Consider the following 23,739-nt stretch of genomic DNA (forward strand, 5'->3'; position numbering starts at 1 on the left):
CTCTTATATAGAAAGAATGGGGGGTTGGTCAAAGCCAGCCCCCCATGGTGTATTCAACAACCAATTACTACTTATCTTTCAAAGACAATATTAGTAATTTTAGTCAATTAGTCTAGAGTACGTTTAATTTCAACGATTTCGAAGACTTCGATTTGGTCACCAACGCGAACATCATTGTAGTTCTTAACGCCGATACCACATTCGTAGCCATTCTTAACTTCTTGAACGTCGTCTTTGAAACGACGTAGTGACTCTAGTTCACCTTCGTAAATAACAACGTTATCACGTAGTACACGGATTGGGTTGTTACGCTTGATCACACCTTCTGTAACCATACAACCAGCGATAGCGCCCAGTTTCGGTGACTTAAACACGTCACGAACTTCAGCAAGACCAATGATCTCTTGCTTGAATTCTGGAGCAAGCATACCGCCCATTGCTTGTTTCACTTCATCAATCAATTGGTAAATGATTGAGTAGTAACGTAAGTCAACAGCTGCGGCTTCAACAGCACGGCGAGCAGAAGCATCTGCACGAACGTTAAAGCCAAGGATGATTGCGTTTGAAGCTTCCGCTAGTACTACGTCAGTTTCCGTAATACCACCTACACCAGAACCAACGATGTTCACTTTAACTTCGTCAGTAGATAGCTTAACTAGTGAGTCAGCGATTGCTTCTACAGAACCTTGAACGTCTGCTTTAAGTACAACGTTAAGTTCAGCAACTTCACCAGCAGTCATGTTAGAGAACATGTTCTCTAGTTTAGATTTCTGCTGACGAGCAAGTTTCACTTCACGGAACTTACCAGCACGGTAGTTAGCTACTTCACGCGCTTTACGCTCGTCACGAACTACTGTTGCTTCATCACCTGAAGATGGTACACCTGAAAGACCTAGGATCTCTACAGGGATAGATGGGCCAGCCGAAGTAATTTCTTTACCTAGCTCATCACGCATTGCACGAACACGGCCGTATTCTTGACCACAAAGAACGATGTCGCCTTTGTTTAGTGTACCTGATTGAACAAGTACTGTTGCAACTGGACCACGACCTTTATCTAGGCGAGATTCAACAACAACACCAGATGCCATGCCCTCAGCTACAGCTGTAAGTTCAAGAACTTCAGACTGAAGAAGGATTGCTTCTAGAAGACCATCGATGTTTGTACCCTGTTTAGCAGAGATGTGAACGAACATGTTCTCACCGCCCCACTCTTCAGGAATAACGTCGTATTGAGCAAGCTCGTTCTTAACGTTATCTGGGTTCGCGTCTTCTTTATCGATCTTGTTCACAGCAACAATTAGAGGAACGCCTGCCGCTTTCGCGTGCTGAATCGCTTCTACTGTTTGTGGCATTACGCCATCGTCTGCTGCAACTACAAGAACAACGATATCTGTTGCTTGAGCACCACGAGCACGCATTGCAGTAAACGCTGCGTGTCCAGGAGTATCAAGGAACGTGATCATGCCGTTGTCTGTTTCAACGTGGTACGCACCAATGTGCTGAGTAATACCACCCGCTTCGCCAGAAGCAACGTGTGTGCGACGGATGTAGTCAAGTGTTGACGTTTTACCGTGGTCAACGTGACCCATGATAGTAACAACTGGAGCACGTGGAACTGCTTCCGCGTTAGTGTCACGGTCAGATAGTACCGCTTCTTCCAGTTCGTTCTCTTTACGAAGAACTACTTTATGGCCCATTTCTTCAGCAACAAGTTGTGCTGTTTCTTGGTCGATCACTTGGTTGATAGTCGCCATAGCGCCCATCTTCATCATTACTTTGATAACTTCTGTCGCTTTAACCGACATCTTGTTAGCGAGTTCTGATAGAACGATCGTTTCGCCAATTACAACGTCTTGCTTAGCAACCGTTGCTGACTTATCAAACCCGTGCTGCATTGAAGTCGGCTTAGCAAGTTTGCCCTTACGACCTCTACCGCCACGTTGGTTGTTACGGCCACCGCGAGCTTGGTCGTCTTTACCCGAAGCTGCTTTTTTCTTCTTACGACGACCGCCTTCTACTTTGCGATCTGCTTCATCTTCGGCTTCACGTGCGTATTGTGAAGTCGTTACATGGTAATCTGTATCTTCCATATCACCCTTTTTCTCTTCTGCAGCAGACCAACGCTCTTTATTCTTTTCAGCCAATTCGCGAGCTTCTTCAAGCTTGCGCTGACTTTCCTCTTCAGCCTTACGCTTAGCTTCTTCTTCCTGACGACGTTTAAGCTCGTCGGCCTCTTTTCGCGCTGCTTCTTGCTTAATTTTCTCTTCAGCATCACGCTTTGCTTTTTCTTCAGCATTACGTTGTGCATTCGTATCTACGTCTCGCTTCGCTTTTTCTTCAGCTTCACGTTTCGCTTTTTCTTCCGCTTCACGTTTTGCAGCTTCTTCAGCTTCACGTTTTGCAGCTTCTTCAGCTTCACGTTTTGCAGCTTCTTCTGCTGCACGTTTTGCTGCTTCTTCTGCTTCACGTTGTGCTGCTTCTTCAGCTTCACGTTTCGCTTCATCTTCAATTGTGCTGCGCTTCACGTATGTACGTTTTTTGCGCACCTCAACCTGAACATTCTTACTCTTACCACCACCCGCGTTCACACTAAGTGTACTACGAGTTTTACGCTGAAGCGTAAGGCGAGTCGGCTCTGAATCACCTGATTTATCACCGTGTTCTTTCTTTAAATGAGAGAGAAGCTTCTGCTTCTCTTCATCAGTAACATTGTCAGAGCTCGCCTTTTTAATGCCAGCGTCAGCAAGTTGTTCAATCAAGCGGTCGACTGGCGTACCAATCTCATCACTCAGTGCTTTAACTGTTAATTGTGTCATGCCGCTTCCTCCTTGCCGAAAATTATGCTTCTTCGCCGAACCAACAGATGTTACGTGCGGCCATAATTAGCTCACCTGCACGTTCTTCGGTCAGGCCTTCGATACCTTCTAAGTCGTCAATACCTTGGTCAGCAAGATCTTCCAGTGTCGCTACACCTTTCGCTGCCAATTTAAATGCCATCTCACGCTCAAGACCTTCAAGTGCAAGTAGGTCCTCAGCTGGTTCTAGACCTTCAAAAGACTCTTCTTGTGCTAGTGCGATCGTCGTTAGTGCATCTTTTGCACGTCCACGAAGCTCTTCGATTAGTTCTTCATTCAAACCATCGATTTCTAGTAGCTCGTTAACTGGCACGTATGCGATTTCTTCTAGCGTTGAGAAACCTTCTTCAACAAGAAGTTGAGCGAAGTCTTCTTCAATATCTAGGTACTTCATGAAGTTTTCAATAGATGCTTGTGATTCTTCAGCGTGTTTCTTCTGAAGATCAGCAACTGTCATAACATTCAGTTCCCAACCTGTTAGTTGAGATGCTAGACGCACGTTTTGACCGTTACGACCAATAGCTTGCGCTAGGTTGTCAGCTTCAACTGCGATGTCCATTGAGTGTGCATCCTCATCAACGATGATAGAAGCAACATCAGCTGGCGCCATTGCGTTGATAACGAATTGAGCTGGGTTATCATCCCAAAGAACGATATCGATACGCTCACCACCAAGTTCGCCAGAAACAGCTTGTACACGTGCACCACGCATACCAACACACGCACCTACAGGGTCGATACGTTTGTCATTTGTTTTGACAGCGATCTTAGCGCGAGAACCAGGATCACGTGCTGCGCCTTTCAACTCGATAATATCTTCTGCGATTTCAGGCACTTCAACACGGAACAGTTCTGCCAACATTTCTGGCTTAGAACGAGTGATGAACAATTGGAAACCACGTGCTTCAGGCGCGACTTTGTAAAGAAGGCCACGTACGCGGTCGCCTGGACGGAAGTTTTCACGAGGAAGTTGGTCATCACGCAGGATTACCGCTTCAGCGTTATTACCAAGATCAAGCACGATTGTGTCACGGTTTACTTTTTTCACGACACCAGTGATTAGATCACCTTCATTGTCGATGAACTGTTCAACGATTTGTGCGCGCTCAGCTTCACGAACTTTTTGTACGATAACTTGCTTAGCAGTTTGAGTCGTAATACGGTCAAACGTTACTGATTCGATTTCGTCTTCTACGTAGTCGCCAAGCTCGATTGAATCATCTTCGTATTGCGCTGCTTCTAGTGAGATCTCTTTTGTAGGGTTCTCAACGTCATCAACAACTAACCAACGGCGGTAAGTTACAAATTCACCGGTTTTACGGTCAATGGCAACACGTACGTCGATTTCGATTTCGTATTTTTTCTTTGTAGAAGTTGCTAGAGCAATCTCAAGAGCCTCAAAGATACGCTCACGAGGTACCGCTTTTTCGTTCGATACCGCTTCTGCTACCGCTAAAATTTCTTTACTCATTGTATTTAGCCTCTAAGCTTAAACTTTTTTAGGGAACTAAAATTTAGGGATCAGGTTAGCTTTGGAAATGTTACTTAGAGCAAACTCTTCTTGCTGACCGTCTACAGTAATTGTCACTGTTTCGCCATCAACACCGTGGATAATACCTTTCCACTTACGACGGTTTGCTACAGCCATTTTCAATACGATGCTGACCTCGTGACCAATAAATTGCTCGTAATGTGCTGCTTTAAAAAGTGGTCTTTCTAAACCTGGAGAAGACACTTCTAGGCTGTAAGCAACAGAAATTGGATCTTCAACGTCTAAAACTGCACTAACTTGGTGGCTAACTTCTGCACAGTCGTCTACGTTAATACCATTTTCATGGTCAATGTAGATACGTAACGTTGAGTGCGCGCCTGCACGAATGAATTCTAATCCAACTAACTCATAACCTGATGCCGCTACTGGCGCGTCAAGCATTTCAGTAAGTTGTCTTTCTAAACCAGTCATTTAACCACTCCAGAAACAAAAAAAGGGCTCAGAGCCCAATCAAAAAACCAAGCAGTATCTGAGCTATTTCAAAAAGCTCAGATAACAAAAAACCCCGATAGTCGGGGTTTTATGCTGCTGGACCCTGATACGTTAAGAATAGCCAACAATTGCTTTTCTTAACTCGTAGTGTGGTTAGCACTACGCAAACTTGCCAATCTACGATTTCCTTTTAAAGAAAGAGATTGGTTGCGGGGGCCGGATTTGAACCGACGACCTTCGGGTTATGAGCCCGACGAGCTACCAAGCTGCTCCACCCCGCGTCCGACTTGCTGAGCATTATACTCGCAAACAAGTGATTTACAAGTTTGTAAATACATGGTGCCGAGAGAGGGACTCGAACCCTCACACCTAAGGCACTAGCACCTCATGCTAGCGTGTCTACCAATTTCACCATCTCGGCATCAAAACCTTACAGCTTATTGAGGAATTTCATCACCCGCTGGGGCAGGAACTTCACTCGCTGCATCCTTAACTTGTTCAACAACTGGTTGACCTAACGTTGGGTCTACCCATTGTGATTCAGTCTGGTGCGTAGACATACGACCAAGTAACAAGCTAACGATAAAGAATACGGTTGCTAAAATAGCAGTTGTTCGGGTTAAGAAATTACCTGAGCCGCCAGCACCAAACACTGTGTTTGAAGCACCAGCACCGAACGAGGCTCCCATATCTGCGCCTTTACCTTGTTGAATCAACACAAGGCCAATCACACCAAGCGCTGCCAACAGGTAAATCACAAGTAGAACTGAAAACATTTTTTCCACCTATGTTCCAAATTGTTGAGCCAGCGCCGTTCAAAAGAATAAATCATTATGAACAAGGCTAGCGACCTCCTAACGGGAGGCGGAGCAATACTAGCGAAAGCCAGTAACGCTGACAAGGGAAAATTAGTAAAAAATCAATGCCAATGCGTTAAGCGCTCAAAAAAAGGGCAAAAGATGCCCTTTTCATTCAAGACATGCTTTAACGCAATGATTAACAACTTGCTTTAACAGCCTCAGCGATTTTCAATGCTGAGTGTTGAACTAGTTCACCATCTTCGCCTTCCACCATAACGCGGATCAAAGGCTCAGTGCCAGACTTACGCAGCAGTACACGCCCTTTATCACCAAGTGTCGCCTCTACTTCAGCGACAGCGTTTAATACAGCTGTAGCTTCAAGAGGGTTACTTTCTCCTGAGAAACGGACATTTTCTAAAACCTGAGGATATAATGTCATTCCTTGCGATAGTTCATATAAAGACATATCGCTGCCAATTACAGAAGCAAGTACTTGAAGTGCAGCAACAATCGCATCGCCGGTTGTGACTTTATCTAATAAGATCACATGGCCTGAGTTTTCAGCACCAATTTTCCAACCTTTTTCTAGCAGTTGCTCCATGACATAACGGTCACCAACAGCAGCACGTACAAACGGAATGCCTAGCTGCTTTAAACCATTTTCCATACCCAAGTTAGTCATTAGTGTACCAACAACACCACCCTTTAGCTCACCACGACGAAGTGCATCACGAGCGATGATATAAGCAATTTGGTCACCATCAACTTTGTTACCTAGGTGGTCGACCATAATGATGCGGTCACCATCACCATCAAATGCGAGACCAAGATGCGCTTGCTCTTCAACAACACGCTGTTGAAGAGCTCGTACGTCTGTTGCGCCCACTTTTTCATTAATGTTGATGCCGTTAGGCTCTACGCCCATAGCGATAACTTCTGCCCCAAGTTCTTTGAAAACATTTGGAGCGATGTGGTACGTTGCACCGTGCGCACAGTCTACTACGATCTTAAAGTTCGCAAGGCTCAACTCAGATGGGAAAGTACTCTTACAGAATTCGATGTAACGACCAGCTGCATCATTTAGGCGGGTTGCTTTACCAAGCTCAGCAGACTCCACACATTCAATTTCTTTATCTAACTCAGCTTCGATCGCCAATTCGATATCGTCAGGTAGCTTAGTACCCTCAGAAGAAAAGAATTTAATGCCGTTGTCGTAATATGGGTTATGTGATGCAGAAACCACAATACCAGCCTCGGCACGGAAAGTCTGAGTTAAATATGCCACAGCTGGAGTTGGCATGGGACCAGTAAATGTTGCTTTAAGTCCCGCAGCTGCAAGGCCAGCCTCTAGTGCAGATTCAAGCATATAACCTGAAATACGTGTATCTTTACCTATGATAACTTTCTTTGTGCCTTGTTTCGCTAGTACACGACCAGCAGCCCAGCCAAGCTTAAGTACGAAGTCTGGAGTGATTGGGTATTGTCCTACTTTACCGCGCACACCGTCAGTACCAAAGTAACGTCTTTCATTCGACATAAACTTTCCTTTATTATTTTTAAATATTGTTTTTCGTCATCTCAACAACTTTCATCGCTTCGATTGTCTCTTCAAAGTCATGCACGCGAATGATCTGCGCGCCTTTCATCGCGGCAATCGTAGCACAAACGACACTTGCGTTCGTACACTCTGCCGCTGGCTTGTCTAACAGTTTGAAGATCATGGATTTACGAGACATGCCAGCCAAAATAGGCAGGCCGAATTCATGAAACTTTTCAAGATGAGCAAGCATATGATAATTGTGCTCGATTGTTTTGCCAAAGCCAAACCCAGGATCGAGAATCAGTTGAGATTTATCAATCCCTGCTGCTTCACACGCCGCGATACGTTCTTCTAGAAAAGCCGACACGTCCCCCATTAAATCATCATAATGAGGGTCAACTTGCATGGTCCTAGGCTGACCTTTCATATGCATCAGACAAATTGGAAGGTTTGCTTCTGCTGCGACTTCCAGAGCACCTGGCTCTTGCAGCGAGCGGATGTCATTGATCAAATCAGCCCCAGCATCAATTGCTTGACGCATCACTTCTGCTTTACTGGTGTCAACGGAAATCCATACATCATATTTTTCACGAATGGCTTTGATTACTGGGACAACACGCCTAAGCTCTTCTTCCAAAGACACATCCGGTGCACCAGGTCTTGTTGATTCACCACCAACATCAACAATACTTACACCAGCCTTTATCATTTTATCAACTTGAGCAAGAGCAAGTTCAATTGAGTTGTATTTACCGCCATCCGAAAAGGAATCCGGTGTCACATTTAGAATGGCCATGACATGTGGACGCGAAAGGTCCAAAGATTTGTTATTTGCTGTAATCATCATCATAAACACAAAAACCCCGAGATAACTCGGGGTTTAATATTATCGATACTCTTTATTCAGAGTCTTTCTTTTCAGGCGCTTCGTTAGAAATTGTTTCAGAAGAGCTAGGCTGTTCTGCATCTTTCGCAGTCTCCGTTGCTTCTTCTTTAACTTCTTGCTTTGCTTGAGGCTTGTCGCTGTCTTCTGGTTTGCTTGCTGAGTTATCACTCCAGCCCGCAGGCTCACGAATTTCAGCTTTGCGCTCCATTAAGTCATCAATCTGGCGAGCATCAATGGTTTCATACTTCATCAGCGCATCTTTCATCGCATGCATGATATCCATGTTCTCTTGAAGAATCTTCTTCGCACGATCGTAGTTGCGGTCAATGATCTGACGAACTTCGTCATCAATCAACTTCGCTGTATCGTCAGACACATGTTTAGTCTGAGTTACACTACGTCCTAAGAACACTTCGCCTTCATCTTCTGCATACAGCAGAGGGCCAAGCTTTTCAGAGAAACCCCATTGAGTAACCATCTTACGAGCAATATCTGTTGCGCGCTCGATATCATTAGAAGCACCGGTTGATACTTTGTCAGCACCGTAGATAAGTTCTTCTGCTAAACGACCACCGTACAAGCTAGAAATCATTGATTCTAGGTGTTGGCGAGACATACTCACGCGGTCCTGCTCTGGAAGGTACATTGTTACACCCAACGCACGACCACGTGGAATGATAGACACTTTGTACACTGGATCGTGTTCAGGAACCAAGCGACCAACAATCGCGTGACCCGCTTCGTGGTATGCGGTTGACTCTTTCACTTCCTCAGACATCACCATTGAACGGCGCTCAGCACCCATCATGATTTTGTCTTTCGCCAGTTCAAACTCAACCATAGAAACGTTGCGCTTGTTACCTCGCGCAGCAAACAAGGCTGCTTCGTTAACTAAGTTTGCTAGGTCAGCACCAGAGAAGCCTGGTGTACCACGTGCGATGAGAGAAGGCTCTACATCACCCGCTAGAGGGACCTTACGCATGTGAACTTTTAGGATCTGTTCACGGCCACGTACATCTGGAAGACCAACTACTACTTGGCGGTCAAAACGACCAGGACGCAGTAACGCAGGGTCCAGCACATCCGGACGGTTAGTCGCAGCTATAACGATAATACCTTCGTTACCTTCGAAACCATCCATCTCAACGAGCATTTGGTTTAGTGTTTGTTCACGTTCATCATGACCACCACCAACACCTGCGCCACGTTGACGACCTACCGCATCGATCTCATCGATAAAGATGATACAAGGTGCAGCTTTCTTTGCTTGTTCAAACATGTCACGCACACGAGATGCACCAACACCAACGAACATTTCTACGAAATCAGAACCAGAGATAGTAAAGAATGGTACTTTCGCCTCACCGGCAATGGCTTTCGCTAGAAGCGTTTTACCCGTACCAGGAGGACCAACCATTAGAACACCCGTTGGAATCTTACCGCCCAGCTTTTGGAAGCGGCTTGGATCGCGTAGGTAGTCCACCAGCTCTTTCACGTCTTCTTTTGCTTCGTCACAACCTGCAACGTCAGCAAAAGTTGTCTTGATTTGTTCTTCGCTCATCATTCGAGCTTTGCTCTTACCAAAAGACATGGCGCCTTTACCACCGCCGCCTTGCATTTGACGCATGAAGAAAATCCATACACCAATTAGTAAGATCATTGGGAACCAAGAGATGAAGATAGTACCCAGCAAGCTTTGCTCTTCTGGAGGCGTGCCTTGTACTTTCACGTTTTGGTTAATTAGGTCATCTAGAAGCTTTTGGTCATACACTGGCATGTAAGTGACCATTTTGGCACCGCCGCCACGACGAACAAAGCTAATTTCACCGTCTTTAAAAGTTGCTTCTTGAATCTGGCCTTGGCCAACTTCCTGTACAAACGTGGTGTAATCCACGGTTCTGCCATTGCTTTCTCCAGGGCCAAAGCTCTGGAATACCGACATCAATACGACGGCGATAACAAGCCACAGAATTAAATTTTTTGCCATGTCACTCAAGGTGTAAGCCTCTCGATAACTAATTGTAATTAAAGGTAGGGTACTACAGTTCATTAACTGTAGCTATAGTGTTAACACGCTCTCAAGAGAGCAAAATGGTTAACCTTTGTAACCAGTGGCTACGACGAAGACCTCTCGAGAGCGAGCTCGCGATGAGTCTGGTTTTCTAATTTTTACGGCTTTAAACATGTCTCGGACTTCTTTCACATACTGATCGAAGCCTTCCCCTTGGAAAACCTTTACGACAAAGCTACCATTAGGCGCTAGAACTTGTCGACACATATCTAAAGCTAATTCAACTAAATACATAGCGCGAGGTTGATCAACAGAATTGTTTCCCGCGATGTTAGGCGCCATATCAGACATTACTACGTCTACCATGGAAGGTTGGATCCTTTCTAGCAAAGCTTCCAATACCGCATCATCACGAAAGTCGCCTTGTAAAAAGCTAACGCCAGCAATCGGGTCCATAGGAAGCAAGTCACACGCGATGATCTGACCACTGTCCCCTACTATCTTAGCAGCATATTGAGACCATCCGCCCGGCGCAGCCCCCAAGTCGACGACTGTCATTCCAGGCTTTAACAATTTATCTTTCGTTTGAATCTCATCGATCTTGAAATAAGCACGTGAGCGGTAGCCTTTTTTTCGGGCTTCATTCGCGTATTTATCATCAAAGTGTTCTTTCAACCAACGACCAGAACTAGCCGAATGTTTTTGTTTACTCATTTTAATCCCAACAAGGCACAAATTGGAGCTATTGTTTTAATAGGCGCTACCTATTACTCAATAAATTATAGTCTTCAGCAATAGATGGCGTTAAAATAGCTTTTTTCAACCCTTATTTTAAAGAAAATTGGCCGCGTAATGAACCTAAGCACCAAACAAAAGCAGCACCTTAAAGGCCTAGCTCACAGTTTAAAACCTGTTGTGCTAATGGGCGCAAATGGACTTACAGAAGCCGTGCTAGCAGAAATTGAAATCGCTCTTAACCATCACGAACTTATCAAAGTAAAAGTTGCTTCGGAAGATCGTGAAACAAAACAGCTAATCATCGACGCTATCGTACGTGAGACGGGCGCTGAAAAAGTTCAGACTATTGGTAAAGTGCTTGTGCTATATCGCCAGTCTGAAGAGCGTAAAATCGAAATCCCTCGTAAGTAACTCTACTTACGTTGCTGAAGAAAAAAGGTCGCCTGAGGCGACCTTTTTGCGTTTTATCAGAGTAGTAATGCTACTCCAAACGACTTAGATATATTCTACTCGGTCAATTTCGAAGTCTTTCGCGCCACCTGGAGTTTGAATAGCAACTTCATCGCCTTCCATCTTACCAATCAGGCCACGAGCAATAGGTGAGCTCACTGAAATGCGACCTGCTTTGATATCGGCTTCGTCATCACCAACGATTTGGTACGTTTTTTCTTCTTCGGTGTCGATATCAATCAAGGTTACGGTTGAACCAAAAATAACTTTACCCGTGTTCTCCATCTTCGTTACATCAATAACTTGAGCAACTGACAGTTTGTATTCAATGTCACGGATTTGTGCTTCACAAATGCCCTGCTCTTCACGAGCGGCGTGATATTCAGCATTCTCTTTTAAATCACCTAGCTCACGAGCTTCAGCAATTGCCTCTGAGATCTGAGGACGTAGTTTAAGTAGACGATCGAGTTCTGCACGTAGCTTTTGCTCGCCACGTAGTGTCATTGGAACTTTTTCCATTTTATAACCTCAAGCCCAAATGGGTCTTTGGACAAAAAAAGCCCACCCTGTCATAGGACTGGGTAGTGCGCTTAAAGATGTATTTCGTTTAGTGTAAACAAACTCCCGGACGAAATCATCTTAATTCGAAAGACAGCAAGACTATGCCTTTTCGGCATAATGATATAACTCACTTTTAGAGCGGTTCTAGGGCGAATCACCTTCTCAATTTATTGAAAAACAACACTGTTCATTACACCAAAAACCTCAAAAAAGATAAAAACTAATCAATGTCAGGCCAATGTCATTGCCAATAATTTCAATCAAAAACAGTAATTTAAATAAAAACAACGCACAATTGAACAGTGTTCATCAGTGGGATTTATATCATTTTACTAACTCATACGGAAACTTTAGCAGTAAAACATGTCCAGCGAGTTGTTAGATCAATGGCTTACAAGTGCGAACTATATCGCTCAATTAGCCAATTTTGGACCAACAACTTGTGAGAGATCACCTCTCCCCCATACAACAATGATTATGGACAGCTAACTAGGACAAATAAGATGAAAAAGACTCTAATTGCTCTTTCTGTATCTGCAGCAGCTATGGCAACTGGCGTAAACGCAGCTGAACTTTACAACCAAGACGGTACTTCTCTAGAAATGGGCGGCCGTGCTGAAGCACGTCTATCTATGAAAGATGGCGACGCTCAAGACAAATCTCGCATCCGTCTAAACTTCCTTGGTAAACAAGAAATCAATGACAACCTATACGGTGTTGGTTTCTGGGAAGGTGAATTTGAGACTGCTCAAAACGGTACTGTAGACGGCGACGACAAGAGCGATCTAGAAACTCGTCTTGCTTACGCTGGTCTTGGCGGTGCTTACGGTGAGTTCGCATACGGTAAAACTGAAGGTGCACTAGGCGTTATCACTGACTTCACAGATATCATGGCTTACCACGGTAACTCTGCAGCAGACAAACTAGCTGTATCAGACCGTACAGACAACATGATGGCTTACAAAGGCCAGTTTGAAAACCTAAGCGTAAAAGCAAGCTACCGCTTCGCTGATCGTATGGAAAACAAAAACACTGGTGAGTACTACGACAACAAACAAGACGGTTACTCTCTATCTGCAATCTACGCTCTAGCTGACACTGGTCTTGAGCTAGGTGCTGGTTACGCAGATCAAGACAAAGCTAACGAGTACATGCTAGCTGCATCTTACACAATGTCTGATCTTTACTTCGCTGGTGTATTCACTGACGGCGAGAAAATGGAAGATTCAAACAACAGTAACACAGTTGATTACACTGGTTACGAGCTAGCGGGTGCTTACACTCTAGGCCAAACAGTATTTACAACATCATACAACAATGCAGAAACTAACAACGAAACTTCTGCAAACAACTTCGCTGTTGATGCTTCTTACTACTTCAAGCCTAACTTCCGTGGTTACATTTCTTACAACTTCAACCTGATTGATGCAGGTGACAAGTTTGGTTCAACTGACACGAGCAAAACAGTTGCAACTAAGATCGATGCTGAAGACGAGCTAGCTCTAGGTCTACGTTACGACTTCTAATTCCGGTCTTTGACTAGAATATCGAATGCCCGCTTTAAGCGGGCATTTTTTATACTTAATTTTAAGCAGCGCGCCTTTCTCTCGTGTCTCATTCATGAAGACATTTGAAGCATTTCTTTAGTTACCTAGCATATTGAAAGGACTTGCGTATACTCAATCACATAACTCACCTTAGAAAGTATCATTATGCGTTTACGTTGGCCCTTGCTCATATTCTCTTCATTACTTTCTGCTTTTTCACAAGCGTACCCTCATCAAGAAGTGCTGCCTGAAGGCGCCCGCATCAGTTTAGTTGCGGAAAAACTCAGTGAAAATGCTGAGCTTGACGGTGTTCATCCTACCGAACAACTGTTCCCACCAGCGAGTACATTAAAAATCGTCACCGCATTAGCCGCAAAGCTAGAACTGGGTGATAATTTCCGGTTTCGAACCAAGCTGGAAACGTCGAACTCAGATGCAGTGATTTACTTTGTCGGCGACCCAACACTCCAAACCAACGACTTAAAATCACTCCTCACTCTAGCTAAGAAAAATGGCTTAAAACGGATTAACGGTGACCTATGGCTCGATAACAGCGCATTCACTGGTTATAACCGTGCGGTGGGCTGGCCATGGGATATCTTGGGAGTTTGCTACAGCGCTCCGGCATCGACCATCACACTCAATAACAACTGTGTACAAGCCTCTATCTATACACAAAAAGATGGTGGAACGCGGGTCTACGTACCAGAGCATCAACCTATTCGTGTCACAAGTACCGTAGAAACAGTTTCTAAAACCATTAAGAAAAGTCGTCATTGTGACTTAGGTTTAGTTGCAAATCCCGATAACAACTACAAGCTAACAGGGTGCTTGGTTGAAAGAGACAAACCATTGCCACTGAAATTTGCGGTTCAAGACCCTGAGCGTTACACCAGTCAAAGGTTGGCGACTTTGCTCAAGGAGCTCAACATTGGGGTATCAGGAAAGATTAGGGTCGGTACGGCGCCAGAAAAGCAGCGAAAGCTCATCGCAATGCATCAATCAAAGGCCTTACCAGACATTCTTGAAGATATGCTCAAAAACTCTGACAACTTGATTGCCGACACATTAACCAAAACACTTGGTGCTAAATTTTTCGTTCAGCCAGGCAGTTTTACTAACGGTACAGAAGCGATCAAGCAGATCATTTTCGCCAACACTGGTATTGATATTCGTAATGCGCGCCTAGAAGACGGCTCAGGACTTTCGCGAAATAACCGGATCTCCGCGACCAAGATGGCTGAAATGCTGCGCTATATTTGGAAGCATGAAAACGAACTCAAATTGATTGCCATCATGCCGAAATCAGGTGAATCCGGCACATTAAAGTACCGACAAAGTATGCGAAAACTTCCAATTAAAGGACAGCTGATAGCGAAAAGTGGCTCTATCTACGGTACTTACAATATGGCTGGATATGGCTTGGATAAAAATGGTCAACCTAACACCATTTTTGTTCAGTTTGTTTCAGACTACTTCCCAGAAAAACGGGACGACAACACACCTGTCATCGCCCCGATTACACATTTTGAGCAGCTTTTTTACAATGACATTGTGAACTTTAGTCAGGCAATACCTAAGAAATAGTTCACCACGTTAAAGTAAATCCACATTCCTGAAATATCGACGATAGACGCAAGAACTGGACTCACCAATACGGCTGGGTCCAACTTGCAAGCTCGTGCAATAATTGGCAACAGCCCGCCCAATGTTGTAGAAATGGTGACTTGAATGAACAGCGCAACTGCTATTGCCAGTGCGATATCGGTCAGTTCAAAGCCTCCTGTTGATTGTCCTGCACTAAATAACATAATGCGTCCAATCATCACGATAGCGATCGCTAGCGCAATAAATAGAGCGACTCGGCTCTCTTTCCACAAAACTTCTAACCATTGGCGTTTTTTTAACTCTCCAGTAGCAAGAGCACGAATCACTAAAGTTGCTGCTTGTGTTCCTGTGTTACCACCAGCAGCTGCAATCACTGGCATGTACACTGCAAGTAAAACAAGCTGACTAAGGGTGTCCTCATACTGAGCAATGATCAAGCCTGACACTATCCCTAAAAGAGCCAGTGCAATGATCCACCCAATACGCTGCTTCACGTGCCCCAAAACACTAGTCGATAAATAACCATCAGGTGTATCAACTTCAGACATATGCAGACCTAATTGGTGAGCATAATGACGTGCGCGTTTGTCATGGCCTGCTTGCTCAAGTTGAGCAATAAGACTATTCACATAGCCGACAGAGCAATGCTGTAAAATACCTACAGCCTCATCAATCGGCATAACCGTAAGCAAATGGACTTGTTGCTCTTGCTCGTACTGCAAGAATGCATTGCGAGCTGCACCAATTTCTACTTCAGAAAAGTTTGGTGTTGTTTCAATAAAAGTGTTGTTCATTACCGTCATGGCGAATCTCCCGATTGGCATTGGTAACGACCATCGACAAAGCATGAAAAGCCACTCTTGCACGCTAAAAGTCAGACAACAAATAAGATGCACAGAGAAAACCAATGCGAATGCACTGTCTATTCAGAATGTATGAAGGAAATAACGAGAAAAAAATTAGAAAAGATGCCTCACCACTTAGGTAAGGCGGAGATCGCCAATACCGAAGCGGGTTATTTCGCTCCCTTAATCTTACTCACCCAACGACTGGGAGGATGGTCGGTATTGTTCATGTAAATCTCCGATAGCGCTGCCATTATTGGCAGCGCAAGTATAGTAGCAAAGTTCATCAGGTATGGAAGTTTTACTTTGCCGTTTTTGCTAAATTTTCATACAAAAAAAGCGCCCTTCGGACGCTTTCATTTGCAGTCATTATGGATTACTGAATAGTAATACGAGCAAATTTACGTTTACCTACTTGGAACACGTAAGTACCCGCTTCTGGAGCAAATTTGCTGTCCGCAATTTTTTCACCATCAATCTTCACAGCGCCCTGCTTAACCATGCGCATCGCATCTGACGATGATGGACATAAGCCTGCTTCTTTCAACAGATTACTCACTGGGCGACCTGCGTCAAAGTCAAACTCTGGCATTTCATCAGGAATTTGGTTCTTCGCAAAACGGTTTACGAATTCTTGCTCTGCTGCATCGGCATCGGCTTCACTGTGGAAACGAGCAATAATTTCTTTTGCTAGCAATACTTTGATGTCACGAGGGTTTTTGCCCGCTTCTACATCAGCTTTGAATTGAGCAATCTCTTCCAGAGGACGGAAAGAGAGCAGCTCGTAGTAGCTCCACATTAGGTCATCAGAAATAGACATGATTTTACCAAACATTTCGCTTGGCGCTTCGCTGATACCGATGTAGTTGTTTGCTGACTTAGACATCTTCTTCTCGCCATCAAGGCCCACTAGAAGCGGCATCATCAGTACAACCTGAGGTTTTTGACCGTGAGACTTTTGCAGCTCACGACCCATTAGAAGGTTGAACTTCTGGTCTGTACCACCTAATTCAACATCCGTTTCCATTGCTACTGAGTCCCAGCCTTGTAGAAGTGGGTACATGAACTCATGAATAGCAATTGGCTGACCACCCGCGTAACGCTTTTTAAAGTCGTCACGCTCTAGCATACGAGCAACGGTTTGGTTTGCCGCAAGGCGAATCATACCTTCTGCGCCCAGTTCAGACAGCCACTCAGAGTTAAACTGAATTTTAGTCTTTGCAGGATCGAGAATTTTGAACACTTGCTCTTTGTACGTTTCAGCGTTACGCAATACGTCTTCGCGACTTAGCGGTGGACGAGTTGTGTTTTTACCTGTTGGGTCACCAACCATTGCAGTGAAGTCACCGATTAGGAACGTCACTTCATGACCTAGTTCTTGGAACAAGCGAAGCTTATTGAAAATAACCGTATGGCCTAGGTGAATGTCAGGTGCTGTTGGATCAGCGCCCAATTTAATACGTAGAGGACGGTCTTCTTTTAGTTTTGCGATTAGCTCTTCTTCTGGAATCAGCTCTTCAACACCGCGCTTAATCTCGGCTAGTGCAGCTTCAATGCTCGCCATTCTTGTTCACTCCCACAGATTTGGCAAAAATATAATAGCTGAACATATTACTTGAATAGCGATGCATTTTGAAACACGTTAGACTAGGTAGTTGTCACTTTTTCCGTTTAATTTAGCAATCAAGTACCTCATGCATTCGATTTTTGTCCGACTTCCACTCTTGCACAAAGTATTGATCGGTTTTTTTAGTGCGCTGATTATCTTCGCGCTCTTCTTTTTACCTGATCCGCAAGACCTAGACCCGCAGCAGAGCCGATTAAAAGTTGGTCAACATTATCCTGTGCCAGTTTCCCTCGAACTCAGTGCACTAAATAGTTCATCGCCTGCGGTTCCCGCCGTGCTGCGCTGGGAGACATACAAGGTAAAAAATGGCGAGAGTGCTGCCATCTTATTTAGTCGCGTAGGGCTTTCTGCTCGTCTATTACATGAACTGGTGTCATCAGACAAAGAAGTAGAAAAACAGTTAACTCGGCTTCGACCTGGTGACCGATTGCAATTTGGCTTTGACGAAAATAACGACTTGGTGCAGCTAAGAAGGACACTAAGCGCGTTCGAGACTTTTCGTATCACATTAAAAGACGGCAAGTACGTTTCTGAAGTTGATAAGAAAGAAGTCGACTTCCAGTACAACTACGCAGAAGCCACCATCAAATCAAACTTTTGGAATGCAGGAATATCTTCTGGATTAAATGGTAACCAAATCATGGAACTGGCTGGCATATTTGGTTGGGACATCGACTTTGCTTTAGATATTCGTAAAAACGATAGCTTCCGAGTACTTTACCAAGAGGAAGTGGTAGAAGGAGAAGTAATCGGCCGTGGAAAAATCATTGCTGCGATCTTTAAAAACCAAGGCGATACCTTTACCGCAATATTGGATCAGAAAAGTGGCAAGTATTACGACGAAAATGGGCGTGCAATGAAAAAAGCATTCTTACGCGCGCCGTTGGATTTCCGTCGAGTTTCGTCTAACTTCAACCCACGCCGCTTACATCCAGTGACGGGACGCGTTCGTCCTCATAGAGGCACGGACTATGCAGCACCAGTGGGCACCCCGATTTGGGCGGCTGGTGATGGTGTCGTTCAAAAATCGTCTTACAACAAATTTAATGGTAACTACGTTTTCATTAAACATAGTAATACTTACATTACCAAGTACCTGCACTTAACCAAACGTACTGTACGAGCTGGTCAACGCGTTAAGCAAGGCCAAACCATCGGTACGCTTGGCGGAACTGGCCGTGTAACTGGCCCTCACCTGCACTATGAGTTCCTTGTGAATGGTGTCCATAAAAACCCGCGCACGGTGAATTTGCCACAATCTAAATCCCTGACAGGAAAAGCGAGACAAACTTTCATGGCAAACGCGAAAGTTAGCATGGACAAGCTTGAACGCTACAGCAAACTGCTAGCAATGAAGTAAGGCAAGGTATTGAAAAGGGCAGCTTCGCTGCCCTTTTTGTTTTGTCGATATCATCACGATAAAGCTTACTGTTCGGAGTGATGCTCTCTCCCGAGCATAAGCAAACACGGTGTCAGAACTAACGTTAGCAAAGTCGCAAACGCCAAACCACCCGCGACAGCGGTCGCAAGCTGAGACCACCATTGAGTGCTTGGTGCGCCAAACTCCACTTTCTGATTAACTAAGTCGATGTTCATTTCTAACACCATTGGCAATAAGCCTAATATGGTGGTCACCGTCGTAAGTAAAACGGGTCTTAAACGCTGCACACCCGTACGCAAAATAGCCTCAGATTTTTCTAAGCCACGTTTACGCATCTGATTATAAGTATCGATTAAAACAATGTTGTTGTTTACCACGATACCAGCCAACGCAATCACTCCAATTCCCGACATAATGATGCCAAATGGCTTTTGGAAAATAAGTAACCCGGCGAAGACACCAACGGTAGAAAACAGCACTGCACTAAGGATTAAGAAAGCTTGATAAAAGCTATTAAACTGCGTAATTAAAATCAAAGCCATCACACCAAGCGCGACAATAAAAGCATTTTGCAAGAATGCTGATGAGTTTTCCTGCTCTTCATTTTGACCCCGAATCTTATATTCAATGCCTTCCGGTAAGTCGAGCTGTTCCATTCCAGCGGCAATCTTAGGTAACTCAAGCGCCAAATTGTAACCTTCCACCATATCCGCTTTAATATTGATAACTCGATGACCGTCGACCCGACGAATAGTGTCTTGCTTATGATCTGGTTTGATTTGAGCAAAATTCGTAATCGGTACCAGACCAGCTGCCGTTTTCACTCTCAGTTGATCAAATCGACCTATGTCGCGCTTATCTTGCGGATAGCGCACCAAAATATCGACTTCTTCATCCACATCATCGGGCAAATAATCGCCTATTTTCAAGCCGTTCGTAACAAACTGGACGGTATTCCCGACTAAAGTAGCATCCGCTGCAAAGCGAGAGGCGTCATCTCGCTGGATATCAATTTGCCAATCAATCCCTTCCTTATTAGTGGTATCACTCAAGTTGGTCAGTGCAGGATTACCATCAGCCCAATGTCGTACTTTTTTGGCTGCTTCATCTAACGCACTAACACTCAAATTTCGTGATGACACTTCAATCACGAGATCATGCTCGACAGGCGGTCCTGCGTCCGGGAATTTATACTCAAGTTCAACACCATAAAAGCGGTCTGTCGTCTCTTTTAGTTCCTCAATAATGGTTTTCACTTTGCGTCGATACTGCCAATCCACAGGCGTTATTTGAATCTGGCCAATCTCGTCCCCATTATCGCTCGATCCTGTGCGCGTGTAGACACTTTCAAACTCGTCATGACCGAGCATCACCTTCTCGATTTCGCGCATAACAACATCTTTTTCGTGAATTGACAAGTCACCATAAGAACGAACTTTAACGGTAAAAAAGGCAGGGTCCACTTCAGGGAAAAACTCTGCACCCAAGCCAGCTTTGTTGTAAGTGAAGCCGACACCTGCCGCTAGCAGTATCGCGCTGAGTAAGACTTTCCATGGATGACGAATCGCTACCGACAGAGTCTGGTAATAAAGCTTGGTAATGCCTGTCGCTTTTTCAAAGTTGCCGTTATGCAGCTCAACCATTTCTCGCTGAGCTTTCTGATTGACTACTTGAGGCTTGCCAATGATCCCACCGATGACAGGAACGAACAATAAAGCCATCATCAGAGAAGCGGCCAAAGTAGCAATTAAAGTAAGTGGTAAGTACTTCATGAACTCACCAGTGATGTCTGGCCAGAAAAGTAACGGAGCAAACGCAGCCAATGTGGTTGCTGTGGATGCGGTAATAGGCCAGGCCATTCGCTTTGCGGCATCTCGATAGGCTTCTTTACGTGGCGTTCCTTCTTGCATGCGCCGATCTGCAAACTCTGTCACCACAATGGCACCATCCACCAACATGCCTACTGCCATAATTAAAGCAAACAGTACGACGATATTGACCGTCAGCCCAAATACCGATAACACCAACAACCCAGTCAAGAACGATCCTGGAATAGAAATCCCCACGAGAAGCGCGGTCCTAACCCCCAATATGGCAATAATGACGATAACTACGAGGATAATTGCGGATAAGATATTGTTTTGTAGATCACTGAGCATCAATTTGACATCGTCGGATTGATCCCAAGTGTATTTAACTTGCAAATTGTCGGGCCACTCGGCGCGCTTCTGTCCCTGAGCCAGTATTTCTTTTACCAGCTCAACCGTTTCAATGATGTTTTCCCCTGCCCGTTTTTTTACGTCCAAAACGATGGCAGATTCGCCATCTAAACGAGCAAAACTTTCAGGATCGCGAAATGCACGCCGTACTGTCGCCACATCGCCAAAAGTGATCACCTCTTTGCCATTCACCTTGATCGGTAGTTCAAGCACATCTTTCAGTGAATCAAAAACCGATGGGACTTTTACCGAAAAGCGTCCATACCCAGTATCGACAAACCCCGCAGCCACAACTCGGTTATTCAAGGCAATTAAATTATAGATATCCGCTTGATCGAGACCGTAGCTTTCCATCAATAGCGGATCGACAACTATCTCCACGATGTCTTCGCGATCCCCTGCGATTTCAACTTCAAGAACCTGACGGAAACTCTCCAAACGATCACGTAGCGTTCTGGCAATCTGTACAATGGTCCGCTCTGGTACGGTGCCATATAGAACAACAGTTAAAACAGGCTCTTCAGATGCAAACGTGACTTCATTTACCGTTGGCTCATCACTGTCCTCTGGTAATTTTGGCTTTGCAAGATCAACCGCATCACGCACATCTGTCATCGCTTTATCAAGATCCACTCCGACACTAAATTCCAGCGTCACCGAAGCATGACCTTCTGATGCCACAGAGGTCATCTCTTTTACGCCTTCAATTGAACGCAGCTCTTGCTCTATTGGCCGAACTAATAAACGTTCGGCATCGACAGGAGAAATGCCTTGATGTCCAACAGAAACATAAATGATCGGAATGGTAATATCAGGGCTCGATTCCTTGGGGATTGTGACGTAAGTAATGACACCAGCAATTAATATCATCACCAACAATGTCAGCATAGTGCGAGCGCGAGATAACGCAGCATCAATCAGAGTGTACATAGGTGCTCCTTACTGCTCATTAGCCGCTTCAATAACTACGTCATCAACTTTATTGGCCAGTACTTGATCACCATCTCGCACAAAACCTTGTCCCAGCACGATAATGTCTGCACGCTCTCCTAACCCAGAGAGCCACACACCATCATCCTCGGCCTTAACGAGTTGAATTGGAACAAACTCAACATACTCATTACGCAGTGTCTTGACACCTAAGTTACCTTCTTCATCTAGTGCTAACATGGCAGCCGTAATCTTTACTGCCAACACTTCACTCAAAGGCAGCTGTACTTCTGCGCTCATACCGGCAGGAATTCTTGCGTCTTGATTATCAATTTCGATTTCAATTGGAAATGTATTAGTAGAAGCAGAAGAAACACGTCCAATGTAGCGCACACGACCTTGATGATGCTGTTGGTTAATGGTTCTTACGTCGGCTTCTAGGCCTTCCTTAAGGTATTGTATATGCCGTTCACTGACATCGGCTTCAATCACTAAAGTATCCAAATCAATGACCGTCGCAATAGGATCGCCAATCCCGACAAAATCACCTAACTCAACAAAGTGGTGATCTACGATGCCATCAAATGGCGCTTTAACCTCAGTATTTCTTAAAGCCGTTTGCACGTTACTCAAATTCGCACGTGCATCTACCAACGCTGCTTGCGCTGTCGCAAATGCAACCTCACCTTGCAGTCCACGACTTTTTAGCGATTTAGCTGCATTAAACTCTTTCTCTTTAACCAACAGCATCGCCTGGGCCCGTTTAAGTTGAATGCCAAGGTCGCGCTTATCGATGTTTGCGATCACTTGTCCCTGTTTGACCGCTTGGCCTTTCTTTATGTTAAGACTGACTATTTTACCGGCAACTTCGGCGCCAAGACGCGCTTGACGATTGGGCGCTGTTCGTCCATACAATTCAATGGTTTTACTGGTAGGTTCGGCAAGAAAAGTATCAAACATCACCTTTGCAAGTGGTGTTGTGTTCGTGGATGTTGAAGAGTTAGGATGATCATCCTGTGCTTTGAGTTGGCCGATGGTTAGCCATGCAACAAGAAGTAAGACGAGGATAAGAGATACTAGCCAAGGGCGCTCGACAATTCGGCGTCCAAAAGAAAGTCCAGACATATAAAGTCCTTTTTATTATTTCTCTGCATATCTGCGAGCGTGCGCTTTACGTGACATCCTTCTACATAAAGCACAGGCAGCCATTAGCTGCCTGTTAGGTGTTAATTACACACTGAACGATGCACCACAACCACATGTTGTCGTTGCATTTGGATTATTTACGAAGAAGCGCGCTCCTTCCAACCCTTCTGTGTAGTCAACAATACCGCCAACGAGATATTGCAGACTCATAGGGTCTACAACCAGTGTTACACCACTGTTTACGATTGTCGTATCGCCTTCGTTTACATTTTCATCAAAAGTAAAGCCGTATTGGAAGCCGCTGCAGCCGCCGCCAGTAATGTATACGCGCAGTTTCAATGCTGGGTTTTCTTCTTCAGCAATCAATGCTTTAACGCGAGATGCTGCTGCGTCAGAAAAAGATAATGGTACGTTTACTTCGCTCACGAAGACCTCTCTCACTCGTGTAATGCGTCAAGCCTGAAGCAAGACGTCAAATTTGTGCTAATTGAGACGATTATCCAATACCTGACAAACTCGTTCAAGTATTCGCCGCCGATTCTTTATAACAGATGCGGATATATAAGATTACACTGCGAAACAACACATAAATTAAGCAAAACGTTTCT

Annotated in this window: 18 protein-coding genes and 2 tRNA genes; 4 read left to right on the top strand and 16 right to left on the bottom strand. The window is 44.7% G+C overall.

Going from position 1 to position 23,739, the window contains the following annotated elements; genetic code table 11:
• Positions 1–107 precede the first annotated feature (107 nt).
• The 10 genes from infB to rlmE all read right to left on the bottom strand — a co-directional run bounded on the left by infB (position 108) and on the right by rlmE (position 10,793).
• A complete protein-coding gene (gene infB, locus R7P35_RS08390; protein WP_005380086.1) occupies positions 108–2,819 on the bottom strand; it encodes a translation initiation factor IF-2 in 2,712 nt (903 codons plus the stop codon).
• Between the two features lie 22 nt (positions 2,820–2,841).
• Positions 2,842–4,329 (bottom strand): transcription termination factor NusA, encoded by a 1,488-nt coding sequence (gene nusA, locus R7P35_RS08395; RefSeq protein ID WP_005380084.1) that lies wholly within the window; start codon positions 4,327–4,329, stop codon positions 2,842–2,844.
• Positions 4,330–4,365: 36 nt separating this feature from the next.
• Entirely contained in the window at positions 4,366–4,821 is a 456-nt protein-coding gene (gene rimP / locus R7P35_RS08400) for a ribosome maturation factor RimP (protein ID WP_005386424.1), read from the bottom strand.
• 225 nt (positions 4,822–5,046) lie between these two features.
• A tRNA-Met gene (locus tag R7P35_RS08405) sits at positions 5,047–5,123 on the bottom strand.
• A gap of 56 nt (positions 5,124–5,179) precedes the next feature.
• A tRNA-Leu gene (locus R7P35_RS08410) sits at positions 5,180–5,263 on the bottom strand.
• Between the two features lie 16 nt (positions 5,264–5,279).
• Positions 5,280–5,618 carry a preprotein translocase subunit SecG gene (gene secG / locus R7P35_RS08415; protein ID WP_005380080.1) on the bottom strand — a complete coding sequence of 113 codons (339 nt, stop codon included), beginning with the start codon at positions 5,616–5,618 and terminating at the stop codon, positions 5,280–5,282.
• A 220-nt stretch (positions 5,619–5,838) separates the two neighbouring features.
• Entirely contained in the window at positions 5,839–7,179 is a 1,341-nt protein-coding gene (gene glmM, locus R7P35_RS08420; protein WP_318091968.1) for a phosphoglucosamine mutase, read from the bottom strand.
• Between the two features lie 19 nt (positions 7,180–7,198).
• A complete protein-coding gene (folP, locus tag R7P35_RS08425; RefSeq protein ID WP_017820419.1) occupies positions 7,199–8,029 on the bottom strand; it encodes a dihydropteroate synthase in 831 nt (276 codons plus the stop codon).
• Positions 8,030–8,081: 52 nt separating this feature from the next.
• The gene (gene ftsH / locus R7P35_RS08430; protein WP_318091969.1) at positions 8,082–10,055 is read right to left on the bottom strand and encodes an ATP-dependent zinc metalloprotease FtsH; all 1,974 of its coding nucleotides are present in this window, start codon (positions 10,053–10,055) and stop codon (positions 8,082–8,084) included.
• Positions 10,056–10,163: 108 nt separating this feature from the next.
• On the bottom strand, positions 10,164–10,793 hold the full coding sequence (gene rlmE / locus R7P35_RS08435) for a 23S rRNA (uridine(2552)-2'-O)-methyltransferase RlmE (RefSeq protein ID WP_005388985.1): 630 nt from the start codon (positions 10,791–10,793) through the stop codon (positions 10,164–10,166).
• 138 nt (positions 10,794–10,931) lie between these two features.
• Between rlmE and yhbY the strand changes: the two genes are divergently transcribed.
• Positions 10,932–11,228, top strand: coding sequence for a ribosome assembly RNA-binding protein YhbY (gene yhbY / locus R7P35_RS08440; protein WP_005380066.1), 297 nt, complete (start codon positions 10,932–10,934; stop codon positions 11,226–11,228).
• Positions 11,229–11,312: 84 nt separating this feature from the next.
• Here the strand turns inward: yhbY and greA are convergent, their stop codons facing one another.
• Complete coding sequence (greA, locus tag R7P35_RS08445; RefSeq protein ID WP_005380065.1) at positions 11,313–11,786, bottom strand: transcription elongation factor GreA; 474 nt, start codon at positions 11,784–11,786, stop codon at positions 11,313–11,315.
• A gap of 545 nt (positions 11,787–12,331) precedes the next feature.
• Here greA and R7P35_RS08450 point away from each other — a divergent pair.
• Both R7P35_RS08450 and dacB read left to right on the top strand, forming a co-directional pair.
• Positions 12,332–13,354, top strand: coding sequence for a porin (locus R7P35_RS08450; RefSeq protein ID WP_005380064.1), 1,023 nt, complete (start codon positions 12,332–12,334; stop codon positions 13,352–13,354).
• 186 nt (positions 13,355–13,540) lie between these two features.
• Entirely contained in the window at positions 13,541–14,962 is a 1,422-nt protein-coding gene (gene dacB / locus R7P35_RS08455) for a serine-type D-Ala-D-Ala carboxypeptidase (protein WP_017820417.1), read from the top strand.
• Here dacB and R7P35_RS08460 read toward each other — a convergent pair.
• A complete protein-coding gene (locus R7P35_RS08460; RefSeq protein WP_005380062.1) occupies positions 14,941–15,786 on the bottom strand; it encodes a magnesium transporter in 846 nt (281 codons plus the stop codon). The genes dacB and R7P35_RS08460 overlap by 22 nt on opposite strands.
• 418 nt (positions 15,787–16,204) lie before the next feature.
• The gene (tyrS, locus tag R7P35_RS08465) at positions 16,205–17,392 is read right to left on the bottom strand and encodes a tyrosine--tRNA ligase (RefSeq protein WP_017820416.1); all 1,188 of its coding nucleotides are present in this window, start codon (positions 17,390–17,392) and stop codon (positions 16,205–16,207) included.
• Positions 17,393–17,522: 130 nt separating this feature from the next.
• Between tyrS and R7P35_RS08470 the strand changes: the two genes are divergently transcribed.
• Entirely contained in the window at positions 17,523–18,815 is a 1,293-nt protein-coding gene (locus R7P35_RS08470) for a peptidoglycan DD-metalloendopeptidase family protein (RefSeq protein WP_033905576.1), read from the top strand.
• A 65-nt stretch (positions 18,816–18,880) separates the two neighbouring features.
• On the opposite strand, the gene vmeK is transcribed toward R7P35_RS08470, so the two are convergent.
• From vmeK to erpA, 3 genes are all read right to left on the bottom strand, one after another.
• Positions 18,881–21,985 (bottom strand): multidrug efflux RND transporter permease subunit VmeK, encoded by a 3,105-nt coding sequence (vmeK, locus tag R7P35_RS08475; protein WP_318091972.1) that lies wholly within the window; start codon positions 21,983–21,985, stop codon positions 18,881–18,883.
• Positions 21,986–21,994: 9 nt separating this feature from the next.
• Positions 21,995–23,110, bottom strand: coding sequence for an efflux RND transporter periplasmic adaptor subunit (locus R7P35_RS08480; RefSeq protein WP_054574824.1), 1,116 nt, complete (start codon positions 23,108–23,110; stop codon positions 21,995–21,997).
• Between the two features lie 105 nt (positions 23,111–23,215).
• Positions 23,216–23,557 (bottom strand): iron-sulfur cluster insertion protein ErpA, encoded by a 342-nt coding sequence (gene erpA, locus R7P35_RS08485; RefSeq protein ID WP_005380031.1) that lies wholly within the window; start codon positions 23,555–23,557, stop codon positions 23,216–23,218.
• Between the last annotated feature and the right edge of the window lie 182 nt (positions 23,558–23,739).

The organism is Vibrio sp. Vb0304, assembly GCF_033338995.1.
Taxonomy (GTDB): domain Bacteria; phylum Pseudomonadota; class Gammaproteobacteria; order Enterobacterales; family Vibrionaceae; genus Vibrio; species Vibrio alginolyticus.